Origin of the sequence: Amycolatopsis sp. SB7-3 (assembly GCF_041021335.1) — a bacterium.
Taxonomy (GTDB): domain Bacteria; phylum Actinomycetota; class Actinomycetes; order Mycobacteriales; family Pseudonocardiaceae; genus Amycolatopsis; species Amycolatopsis japonica.
This window is the reverse complement of record NZ_JBFPJQ010000003.1, coordinates 198687-211125: the sequence shown is the minus strand read 5'-3', so window position 1 is coordinate 211125 and position 12439 is coordinate 198687. Positions and strand designations below refer to the sequence as shown.

At 73.5% G+C, this 12439-nt stretch carries 3 protein-coding genes; all 3 read right to left on the bottom strand.

What is annotated here, in order from left to right; translation table 11 throughout:
- Positions 1-5 precede the first annotated feature (5 nt).
- Genes AB8M46_RS25625 through AB8M46_RS25615 form a run of 3 tightly spaced genes read right to left on the bottom strand, consistent with a single transcriptional unit; the run spans position 6 to position 12179 of the window.
- Entirely contained in the window at positions 6-5318 is a 5313-nt protein-coding gene (locus tag AB8M46_RS25625; protein WP_394361873.1) for an SDR family NAD(P)-dependent oxidoreductase, read from the bottom strand.
- Between the two features lie 13 nt (positions 5319-5331).
- Entirely contained in the window at positions 5332-8787 is a 3456-nt protein-coding gene (locus tag AB8M46_RS25620; RefSeq protein WP_394361872.1) for an amino acid adenylation domain-containing protein, read from the bottom strand.
- Positions 8784-12179, bottom strand: a complete 3396-nt coding sequence (locus tag AB8M46_RS25615) for a beta-ketoacyl synthase N-terminal-like domain-containing protein (protein ID WP_394361871.1) — start codon at positions 12177-12179, stop codon at positions 8784-8786. The genes AB8M46_RS25620 and AB8M46_RS25615 overlap by 4 nt, the downstream gene beginning before the upstream one ends.
- Between the last annotated feature and the right edge of the window lie 260 nt (positions 12180-12439).

The window sequence follows — 12439 nt, the reverse complement described above, 5'->3', positions numbered from 1 at the left end:
ACGGCTCAGCGCTCGAGCTTGGGGATGGTGGTCCGGGCGGATTCGGCGGGCGCCTCGGCCTTGCCGGCGCGCAGTTCCTCGATGCGCTTGGCCAGAGTGGCCACTGTGGACGCTTCGAACAGCGTCTTCATCGCCAGCCGCGTACCGGTGGCCTTGCGCACCTGGGCGATGAGCTGGATGGCGACCAGCGAGTTGCCGCCGAGGGCGAAGAAGTCGTCGTGCACGCCGATCTTCTCCACGCCGAGCAGTTCGGTCCACTGCCGGGCGATCTCGGCCTCCAGCTCGGTGCGCGGGGCGACGTAGTCGTCCTCCGACACCACCACCGCCGTCTCGCCGGGTTCCTCCAGTTCCTCGGCACTGACCTGACGCTCGATCAGCTCCCGCACCGGCAGCGTGGTGATCACCACGTGCCCGCCGAGGCCGGGGGCCAGCGCCCGGACGAACGCCTCGGCGCCGTCCACCGGCCGGATCCCGGTCGACGTCCCCGCAGTGTCCACAGTGGATGCAGAAGTCAGGCCACCGCCGACGGCTTCCTGATCCACCTGGCGCAGCACGAAATCCTCGATCGTGACGAGCACTCGGCCGGTCTCGTCGCACAGCGAGAGGTCGGCCGCCACCACCTGATCGCCGCCCGAGTCGCGGTAGCGCAGATGACTCCGGAAACTCGCCGGGAGCGAGCCGTGCACGACGATCCGTCCGTAACTCATCGGCAGATAGGTACCGCTCCCCCGGCCGCGGCCGAACGCGGTCGCGACGTCCAGCAGCGCAGGGTGCAGCCCCCACGCGCCGACATCACCCGACGCCGCCTCGGGCGCCGTGACCGTGGCCAGCTCCTCCTGCGCGCCGATGCGGTGTTCGCGCAACGCCGCCCAGCGCGGACCGAAGGTGACCATGCTGGTGCGGCCGGTGCCGAAGCCGTGCCCGTCGTCGATCGGCTCGGTCCGGCCGGTCACCGCCGCGATGTCCACAGTGGACGTCGGCTCGGCGGCGACCCATCCGGCGGATCCGCGCACGTGGGTCCGGCTCGCGCCGGCGACGTGGCTGGTCACGGTGAAGTCGTCGCCGTCGAACTCCACTCGGTACTCCGCGGTGGAGCCGTCCGGGACGCCGAACGGCTCCAGGAAGGCGACGTCCCGCAGCTCGACGACGTAGCCGTCACCGGGTTTCGGCAGCGCCGCGGCCACCGCCGCGCGGACGGTCTCCAGATGTCCCGTGCCCGGGACCACCGGCACCCCGGCGATCCGGTGCTCGTCGAGCAGCCAGTGCGTGGCCGCCGAGACGAGCCCGTGCGCGCCGTCCTCGGTACGCGTGGTGAGCACAGGGTGCTCGACCGGCCCGAGCGCCCGCGACCGGGTGGTGCGGATCGTCGTCGGCGCGGCCACCTCCGCGGCCATGCCGACCTCGTCCCAGCCACCCCAGGCGTGCGACACCAGCCGCGCCTGCCAGCCGTGGCCTCCCCGCGCGTAGGCGTCGAGGAAGTTGTTGGCGGCGCAGTAGTCGACCTGCCCGATGCCGCCCACCGCCGCGGTGATCGACGAGCACAGCGCGACGAAGTCCATCGGCAGGTCGGCGAACGCCTCGGCCAGCGCCAGTGTCCCGGCGATCTTCGGGGCCAGCACGGCCTCGGCCGCCGCCCGCTCCTTCACCTCGGCGACGCCGCCGCCGGGCAACCCGGCGGCGTGCACGATCCCGTCGAGACCGCCGAACTCGCGCTCGGCCAGCTCACGCACCTCGCGCAGCCGCGCCGCGTCGGTGACGTCGGCGGCGACGACGTGCACCACCGCGCCCGCGGCCTCCATCCGCCGCACGGCGAGCATCGCGCGTCCGGCGCGGTCGGTGCCGCCGTGCGCGGCGAGGTGCGCGTCCCACTCCGCTCGCGGCGGCAACCCGGCGCGGGTGAGCAGCACGAGCTTCGCCCGCACCCGGCGGGCGAGATCCTCGGCGAGCGTGATGCCGATACCGCCGGTCCCGCCCGTGATCAGGTACCGGCCGCCGTCGCGCAGCACCGGCTCGGCGGTCTCGGGCAGGGCGAGCTGGGTGTAGTCCAGCACCCAGCGACGACCGGCCCGCAGCGCGACCTCGGCCGCCGCGTCGGCCGGGCGGAACAACTCGGCGATGGCGTCCTGCACACGATCGGCGTCGATCCGGCGCACCACCGTGCCCGGCACCTCCAGCGGCACCACCCGCGCGATACCGGCGAGGGTCGCGTGCTCGGGCCGGGACAAATCGGTACCGGTGACGTCGGCGGTGCCAGTGCTCAGCACGTCGATCCGCACCGGCTCACCCCACGCCTGAACAAGATTGAGCACGCTGAAGAAACCGCGGTCCTGGGCGGCCATACCGCGCTCGTCCCCGGCCAGCGTCCAGGCGTGGACGACCCGCTCGGGCCGGGCCGGCAGCGCGGCCATGAGCGCGTCGTAGTCCTCGCGCACCCCGGGCCGCACGGTGAATCCAGTCTCCGTCGCGGCGAAGCCGTCGCCAGGGCGCACCTCGGTGACCGTCACCCCCGCGTCGCGCAGCAGTCCGGGCAGGACGTCGTCGGCGGCGAAGACGAGCGCGCTCGCGAAGGGCTCGCGTCTCAGCTCCGGTTCCGCCTGCCGCCACGCCGGGACCGCGAACCACTCGGACAACGGCAGCGGACCGGTCGACCGCACGGGCTGGACGGCCGTCGCCGGGTCCGGGTCGACCCAGTACCGCTTGCGCGTGTACGGGTAGCCGGGCAGCGGGACCCGGTTCCCCGGAGCACCGAACGTCCGTGGTTCCAGGGAAACCCCGTTCGTCCACAAGAGACCAGCCGCGCCGTACAGCGTTTCGACATCGCCGATCCGCTCGGTACGGCCCGGCAGGCTCGGCTGCGGCGCGGGCATCCCCTTCGGCACCTGGCCCCGGGACAGCCCGGATAGCTGATGCCCCGGGCCGCATTCGACGAGCGCCCAGCGCCCACCGCGCGCGAACAGGTTCTTGACGCAGTCGCCGAACCGGACGGCCTGACGCAGGTGCGAGGCCCAGTAGGCGGGGTCGGTGGCCTGGGCGTCGGTGATCCAGTCGCCAGTGACGTTCGACAGGAACGGCAGCGCGGGCGCGGTGCGGGTGACGGCGGTGACGGCCGCGGTGAACTCGGCGAGGATCGGGTCCATCATCGGCGAGTGGAACGCGTGCGAGGTCACCAGCTCGCGGCACTGCACGCCGCTGGCCTTGAGCGTCGCCGCGAATTCCGCGACCGCGTCCGACGGCCCCGCGACAACGCAGGTGCCCGGTCCGTTCACGCCGGCGATCGCGAGGGTGTCCGGAAGCCGTGAGGCGACGCTCTCCTCGTCGAGCTGGACGGCCAGCATCGCCCCGGCGGGCATCGACTGCATCAGGCGGCCGCGCGTGGCGACCAGGTTCAGCGCGTCCGGCAGGGTGAAGACCCCGGCGACGGTGGCGGCGACGTACTCGCCGACCGAGTGGCCGATCATCGCCGCGGGCCGCACTCCCCAGCTCTGCCACAGTTTCGCCAGCGCGTACTCGACGACGAACAGCGCGGGCTGGGTCACGCGGGTTTCCCGCAGTGCCTGCTCGCCTCCGGGCCGGAAGATCAGGTCGCGCAGCTCCGGCAGCTCGGTTTCGAGCAGCCGCAGGCATTCGTCGACGGCCGCGGCGAACACCGGCTCGGCGTCGTACAGTTCGGCGCCCATCCCGGCGTACTGGGAACCCTGCCCGGGGAAGAGGAACGCCACATTCGTCTCCCCGGCCTGTGCGGACACGAGGCGCCGGGAGTCGCGGAGCCCGTCGACCGCGTCCTCCGGGTCACGGGCGACGACGACCGCGCGGTGCGGGTACTCGGTGCGCCCGGCGGCCAGGGTGTACGCCACATCGGCGAGGTCGAGGTCGATGTCCCCGGCAAGCCGGTCGGCGAGCTGGTCGACCGCGGCCGAGAGCGCTTCCGTGGTGTTGGCCGAAATCCGCAGCAGATGCGCGGGATGCGGCGTCCGGGACCGCTGCGGGCGCGGCGCCTCCTCCAGCACGACGTGCGCGTTGGTCCCGCCGACGCCGAACGAGCTGACGCCCGCCCGCCGCGGCACCCGGTCCGCCTCCCACTTCGTCACCTCGCGGGCCGGATAGAACGGGCTCGCCGGGAAGTCGATACCGGGGTTGGGTTCGTGGTAGTTGATGGTCGGCGGGATCAGCCCGTGCTCCATGACGAGCACGGCCTTGATCAGCGAGACCACGCCCGCCGCCTGCGAAAGGTGGCCGATGTTGGACTTGACCGAGCCGATCGCGCACCAGCCGGTGTCCTCGATCCCGTTCCCGTACACAGTGGACAGTGCGGTGACCTCGATCGGGTCGCCCAGCGCGGTGCCGGTGCCGTGTGCCTCGACGTAGCCGATGGTGCGCGGATCGACCCCGGCCATGCCGACCGCCTGTGCGACCGCTTCGGTCTGCCCGGACACGCTGGGCGCGGAGAAACCGACCTTGGTGGCGCCGTCGTTGTTGATCGCGTTGCCCAGCACGACACCCCGGATGTGGTCGCCGTCCTCGATCGCCTGCGACAGCCGCTTCACCAGCACGACACCGACGCCGCTGCTCCAGACCGTGCCGTTGGCGTCCGCGTCGAACGCGCGCACGTGGCCGTCCGGCGAGGTGAAACCGTCGACACCCATGTAGCCGATGCCGTGCGGCATCTCCACGTTGACCCCGCCTGCCAGCGCCATGTCGCATTCGCCGTTGCGCAGCGCCTCGCAGGCGAGGTGCACCGCGACCAGGGACGTCGAGCAGGCGGTGAACACCGCGAGGCTCGGGCCGCGCAGGTTGAGCTTGTACGACACCGAAGTCGTCAGGTAGCTCGGCTGGTTGCCGGTCGAGATGCCGATCCCGCCGTGCTGCGAGGCGAGGAGCCGCTCGTTGCGCAGCAGGTTCTCCGTCAGGTAGCCGGTGCCCCCGGACCCGCCGTAGACGCCGATCGCGCCGTCGAAGCGGGCCGGGTCGTAGCCCGCGTCGGTCAGCGCGGCGTGGCACGACTGGAGGAACAGCCGATGCTGCGGGTCGGTGATCTCGGCTTCACGGCTGGTCATGCCGAACAGTTCCGCGTCGAACTCGTCGAAGCCGTCGACCACGGCGGTGGCGTTCACCCAGCTCGGATCGTCCACTGTGTCCGGTGCGGCGCCGCGGGCGATCATCTCCTCGCGGGTGGCGGGCACGATCGACTCGACGCCGTCGACGAGGTTGCGCCAGAACTGCCGCGCGTCACGCGCGCCGGGCACGCGCACGTCGAGTCCGACGATCGCGATGGGTTCGGCTCCGGGATCGCCGGTGCCGGTTTCGGGGAGGTGGGTCACGGTGGTGCTCCTATCAGGGGCCGGCGTGGCCGGTGGTGCGGCGGGGTCTTCTGGTCTGGGTGCGGCCGCGGCGGGCGGCGACGCGTTCGGCGGCGCGAGCCAGCTCCGGGCCGGCGGCGCCATCGGAGTGCAGGTGCGCGGCGAGGGTGCGGACGGTGGGGTGGGTGAACAGGTCGACCATCGGGATCCGGCGGGCGAGCCGGGCGGTGACCTGGGCGTGCACCTTGGCGAGGGCGAGCGAATGCCCGCCCACGTCGAAGAAGTTGTCGGTGTGCCCCACTTCCGCGACGCCGAGGACATCGCACCAGGCACGCGCGATCACGGCCTCGGTCGCCGCGAGCGCCACCGGGTCCGCCGCGACCGGCACCGGCCGCGCCCTGGCGCGGGTCGCCGCGGCCGGAGCGGCGGTGCGGACACCCGCCCTCGGCAGCTCCGGCACACTCGTCCCGACCGGCGCGTCCGGCGCCGCGGCCAGCGCGCCGAGCAGGGCGACGTAATCCTCGGCGAGCCCCGCCATCCTGGTGTGGTCGAACAGGTCCGGGTTGTACAGCAGTTCGACGCCGTCGTCGTGGACGTACACCGTGAGGTCGAACGGCGATCCCGGCTTGTCGACCGGCAGCCACGCCGAAGCCACGCCGGGCAGGTCGAGCCGCGGCTCGGCGAAGTTCAGGACGTTGAACATCACCTGCACGAGCGGGGCGTGGGCGGGATCGCGGGGCACGCCGAGCACCTCGACGAGCCGCTCGACGGGCGCGGCCGGATGCGCGGTCGCGGCGAGGAGTTCCGCGCCGCCGTCGCGGACGTGCGTGGTGAAGTCCGCGGCGTCGTCGGCCCGCAGCCGCACCGGCACGATGTCCACGAAGAACCCCGCGACGTCCTGGCTTTCGGCGAGTTGCCGGTCCGCGACGACCGTGGCGACGAGGTGGTCGCTCGCCCCGGTGAGCCGCCGCAGCAGCTGGCCGAACGCGGCGAGCAGCACCCCGGCGCGGGTCGTGCCGGTGCGGGCGGCCAGCGTCCGGACCGAGTCGGCGACACCGTCCGAAAAGGACTGACGCAGGCTCGCGCCCCGGTAGGTCTGCACGGCCGGGCGCGGCCGGTCCCGCGGAAGGTCCACTGTGGTCGGTGCACCGGCCAGATGTTCGGTCCACCAAGCGACGTCCACGGCCTCCCGGCGTTCGTCGCGTCCGGCCCGCCACACCGCGTAGTCCGCATAGGACGCCACCGGCGGCGGCAACGGCTCGCCCCGGTAGGCCGCCGACAGGTCGGCGCACAGCAGATCCTGCGACCAGCCGTCGAACACCGCGTGATGCAGTGTGAAGCCGAGTACGTGCTCCGTCTCGCCGAGCCGGTAGAGCCGCACACGCCAGGGAGCCTCGCGGTCGAGGTGCACCGGCGTCGCGGCGTCGGCGGCCAGCCGGGCCCGCAGACCGTCCTCGGTCATCGGCGCCACCGGCAGCGGAACGTCCGACGGCGGCAAGCGATCCGCCACCGGCGCGCCGTCGACGGCGCGGATCCGCCACCGGAGCACGTCGTGCCGCTCGGCGACCGCGCGCAAGGCCTGGCGCAGCGCGTCGACGTCCAGTGCGCCGGTCAGGCGAAACGCCATCGCGATGTTGTACGGCGCGGCGTCCGGGGCGAGCTGGTCGAGGAACCACATCCGCCGCTGCTGCGGGGACAACGTGGGCTCGTGCCCGGTGGTCAGTCCCGGCCCGGTCAGCGGCGCCGCGGCCGCGACGCGCCGGGTGAGCCCGTCGAGCGTGCCCCCGGACAGGACGTCCTCCGTGGCGACGTCGGCGGCCAGCTCCGTCCGCAGCGCCGCGACCAGGCGCATCGCGGCGATCGAGTTCCCGCCCGAGGCCAGGAAATCCGTCCCAGCGCCGTCGCCGAGCACCCGCCGCCAGATGGCCGCGACCGCGCGTTCGGCCGGGGTGCCGAGCGGGCCGAGGTCCGCCCGCTCTTCCGCCAGCGCCGCTTCGGCCAGGTCGCGCAGCGCGGGCCGGTCGATCTTGCCGGTGAGCGGGTTGACCGGCAGGCGGTCGAGCACCCGGACCGCGGCCGGGCGCATCGCCGCGGTGAGCCGGTCCCGCCCGACTTCGTCCACATCGGACGGTGCGGAAGCCGGTGCCAGGAAGGCGACCAGCCGGGTGCCCGCCGGTCCGGGGACGGCCGTCACGGCGGCGGCTTCGACGTCCGGGTGGGTCGTGAGCGCGGCCTCCACCTCGCCCAGCTCGATCCGCTGGCCGCGGACCTTCACCTGGCGGTCGGCGCGCCCGGCGAACTCGAGCCGCCCGTCGGGCAGAACGCGGGCCAGGTCTCCGGTGCGGTAGAGCCGCTCCCCCGGCGTGATCGGGTCGTCGACGAACTTCTCGGCGGTCAGCTCCGGGCTGCCGAGGTAGCCGAGCGCGAGGCCCGGGCCGCCGATGAGCAGCTCGCCGATCTCGCCGGGCGCGACCGGCCGCAGCTCGGCGTCCACGACGTACGCCCGGTGGTTCGGCGTGGGGCGGCCGAGCGGCAACGGGTCGGCGGGGATGCCGGTGACCTCGTCCGTGACGACCACGACCGTGGTCTCGGTCGGCCCGTAGGCGTTGAAGAACCGCCGCCCCGGCAGCCAGCGCGCGGCGAGCTCCGCGGGCACCGGCTCGCCACCGCAGGCGATGACCCGCCAGCCGGGGACGGTCGCAGGGTCCACCATGGACAGCAACGTCGGCGTGACGAAGCCCCACTCGACGTCGTGTTCGACGAGGAACCGCCGCAGCCGTTCGGGGTCCGCCCGGTCGGCGACCCCGGTGAGCTGCACCGATCCGCCGTTCGTCAGCGGCACGAACACGTCCATGGTGAAGGCGTCGAAGGCGAGCGAGGAGATGCCGAGCGCGCGGGCGCCGGGCCGGATCCCGAGGGCGGCGGCGAACCCGGTCACGAACGCGACCACGTTGCGGTGACTGGTCAGCACGCCCTTGGGACGGCCGGTGGAGCCGGAGGTGTAGAGGAGGTGGACGAGGTCGTCCGGCCCGGCGGGGCACTCCACGGGTTCCTCCGCGGGCGGGGGCACGTCGAGCGCCTCGATGCCCGCCGTGGCACCGAATTCGGCCCGCGCGCGGTCGCCGACGACGAGGGAGACCTCGGCGTCCGCGGCGATCTCGGCCAGCCGCGCCTTCGGGCCGCCGGGTTCGAGCGGCACGTAGGCGGCCCCGGACAGCAGCACCCCCACGACGGTCGAGATCAGCTCCGGCCGCCGGTCGGCGCAGACGCCGACGCGGGTGCCGGGCCCGGCACCCCGGGACCACAGCAGCCGCGCGACACCGGTCGCCGACGCGACCAGTTCGCGGTAGGTCAGCCGGGCGTCTCCTTGCCGGACGGCGACGGCGTCGGGAGTGCGCGCGGCCTGGGCGAGGATCAGCCCGGTGAGTGTGGTGTCCGGATAGGACAGTGGCGGGCCGTGGCCACCCACGACGGGCAAGGTGTCGGTCACCGAGGGGTCTCCTGGTCGGTTGTGTGCTGACGCGGTGGGTCGATCCAGTGCCGCTCCCGCTGGAACGGATAGCCCGGCAAGGGGACGCGGCCGGGATCGCCGTCCGCCGCCCACTCGACGTCGCCGCCCCCGGCCCACTGAACGGCCAGATCCCGCTCCGCCCCGGCGGGGCCCTCGACGTCGGTTCCGTTCGCCAGCACCGCGTCGAGCGCGGCGACCGCCGACTCCACCGAATCCGCCACCACGGCGGCCCGGCACGCGAACGCCCGGCGGACCGAAAGCGTGTACGCCGTGTCCCCGAGGTCCGGCGCGTCCGTGGCGAGCCGGTCGCGCAGCCGGGAAACCGCCTCGCACAACGCCTTCGCGTCACGCGCGGACACCGGCAGGACGAACGGACCGCTCACCTCTGGCCGTGGTTGCCCGGCGGGCGCCTCCTCCACGATCACGTGCACGTTCGTGCCGCCCATGCCGAAGGAGCTGACCCCGGCCACCCGGCGCTCACGGTCGGGCCAGTCGGTGGCCTTCGCCGGGACGTACCAGGGGCCACCCGCCAGGTCGACCTCCGGATGCGGGGCGGTGAAGTGCAGGCTCGGCGGGATCACGCCGTGCCGCACGGACAACACGGCCTTGATCAGCCCGGCGATACCGGACGCCGCGTCGAGGTGCCCGATGTTCGTCTTCACCGAGCCCAGCGCACACGTTTCCGGCGGCGTGTCCCGGTAGACGCGGTTGAGCGCGGCCACCTCGATCGCGTCACCCAGCGGAGTGCCACTGCCGTGGGCTTCGAGCAGCGCGACCTCCTCCGGGGCGACGTCCGCGAGCGCCAGCGCCTCGGCCACCGCGGCCGCCTGCCCGGCCGGCCCCGGCACGGCGTAACCCGCACGGTCCGGGCCGTCGTTCGTGATCGCCCAGCCGGGCAGCACGGCGTAGATGTGGTCGCGGTCGGCGACCGCGTCCGCCAGCCGCCGGAGCACGACGGCCCCGGCACCCGAGCCGAAGCCGGCACCGGCCGCGGCGACGTCGAACGCGCGGCACCGGCCGTCCGGCGAGACGAGCCCGCCGCTGCGATAGCGCGGCCACGTCACGCTCGCGCCGCCGGCCAGCGCGACGTCGCACCGGTAGTCCAGGAGGCTCTGCGCGGCCAGCGCCACCGCCGCGAGCGAACTGGAGCACGCGCTCTGCACGGCCACTGCCGGCCCGGTCAGCCCGAGCCGGTAGGCGACCTGGCCGGGCAGGTGGTCGGTGAGCTGGCGGCCGGGCAGCCGCCCCTCCCAGTCGTCCGGGTCGACGTCGCCGGTCACCGCGGGGTTGCCGAACAGGTGGAACAGGAAGTAGCGGTTCACCGAGGTGCTCGTGAACACCCCGACCGGACCGGTCTCGGCGGCGGGGTCACGGCCCGCGTCCTCCAGCGCCTGCCAGGCCGTTTCGAGGAACAGCCGGTGCTGCGGGTCGGTCCGCGCGGCTTCGTCGGCGGTGAATCCGAAGAACCCGGCGTCGAAGTCTTCGACACCCTCGATCCGGCCGCCGGCCCGCACGTACGCCGGGTCGGCACGCAGGCCCGGTCCGACGCCCAGCGCCGCCAGCTCGTCGTCGGTGTAGTCGTGGATCGAATCGACGCCCGCGCAAAGGTTCCACCAGAACGAGGCGGCGTCCGGCGCGCCCGGGAACCGGCAGGCCAGCCCGACGACGGCGATGAGATCACCGGTCTGCTCCTCCGCGCTGACCGGCGGCGGAGTGTCCGAAGTGGACTCCGTGAACCAGGCGGCCTGTCCGGCGATCGTCGTCCGCTCGAACAGGACGAGGAGCGGGACGTCCACGCCGAATTCGCCGGCCAGCCCCGCCTGCACGCGGCCGAGCCGCAGCGAGTCGCCACCGGCGTCGAAGAACGCCTCGGCGCGCCCGACCCGGTCGCGGCCCAGGACGGCGCACCAGATCCGGTGCACGCGTTCCTCGTCCGGGGTCAGCCGCTCGTCCGGGACGGTCGCGGCCGTCCGCGGGTCCGGCAGTGCCAGTTCGTCGAGTTTCCCGGTGACGGTCAGCGGGAAAGCGTCCAGCACGGCGACGGCGGCGGGGATCGAGTAGCCGGGCAGGACGTCCGCCAGCGCGGCCCGCAAGGTCCGGCCGTCCGGACGCGGGCCGTCCGCGGTCACGTAGGCGAGCAGGTCGCCGTCGCGCACGATCGCGCGAGCCTCGGCCACGCCGGGCTGTTCGGCGAGACGGGCCTCGATCTCGGTCAGCTCCACCCGGAAACCGCGGACCTTGACCTGCCGGTCGAGCCTGCCGAGGCAGACGAGGTTCCCGTCCGGCAGCAGCCGCCCGAGGTCACCGGTCCGGTAGCGGCGGACGCCGTCGGCCGTCACTCCGAACGCCGGGCTCGGCTGGTCGAGGTAGCCCTCGACGAGGTGCCGCCCGCGCACTTCGAGTTCACCGCTGTCCAGCACGGTGAGCGTGAACCCGGGCAGCGCGCGCCCGATCGGCAGCGGCCCGTCGGCGTCCGGGCCCAGCTCGGCTGCGGTCGTCCGGTAGTGCGCCGCGAAAGTCACCTCGGTGGCGCCGTAACCGTTGACGAACACGCAGTCCGGCGCGAACCGGCCGCGGCGGACATCGGCGTGGGTCGCCTGCTCACCGCCGAGCAGCACGGTCCGCACGGACGGGAGGCCGGTCTCGCCGAGGACGTCGAGCAGGTGCCGGTAGACCGTCGGCGTCGAGTGGTAGACGGTCACCCCATGCCTGGCCAGCTCGCGTGCGGCGTGGGCGAGACCGTGCGCGCGCAGGTCGACCGGCACGAGCGCGGCGCCGGTGAGCAGGGCGGGGTAAAGGTCCGGGATCGCCGCGTCGAAGCCGAACGACGCGAGCAGGCTGAGCCGGTCGGCCGCGGTGATCCCGAGCGCGGCGATCTGGTTGTCGACGACGTGCAGGAGATTGCGGTGGGTCTGCGCGACGGCCTTCGGCCTGCCGGTGGACCCGGAGGTGAACAGCACGTACGCCGGAGCGTCCGGATCGGTTTCGGGAACCGGGAGCGGCGCGGTCTCCGTACCCGAGCGTACGAGCCGCGCGGATCCGGTGCGGCACAAGGACTCCGCGAGCTCGATGTACTCGGGATCCGCGAGTACTGCGGTCACCCGCGCGGCCGTGAGCTGGTACTCGAGACGTTCCCGGGGGAAGGTCGGGTCCAGCGGGACATAGGTGCAGCCGGCGGCGAGGGTGCCGAGGATCGCCGCGATGGCGGCGCTGCCGTGCCCGGTGACGAGCCCGACCCGCTCCCCCGGCCGGACACCGGCGTCGCGCAATCGCAGCGCGCGGCCGCCCGCGAGCCCGGCCAGCCGGGCGTAGGTGAGCCCGGCGCCGTGCTCGAAAACCGCGATCCGATCGGGCGATTTCCGGGCGTGCACATCGAATCGGCTGACGCAGCCGGCTTCTCTCATCGGGCGTCGAGCAGTCGCTCCGAGGCTTTTCGGGCGCACGACAACAACGGCGTGGACTTCATCTTGCTCCCCAGTGACCATGCAGGTGAAGAATTACGCAAGGTTAAGACGATCCGCCGCGACGAGGAATACGATTTCCGCCGATTTGGGCCGAATGGCGCACTGATCTTGGACCACAAGACGCAGCTAGCCGCGTCTTCCAGCTCAATCGGCGATCTTGACGATCT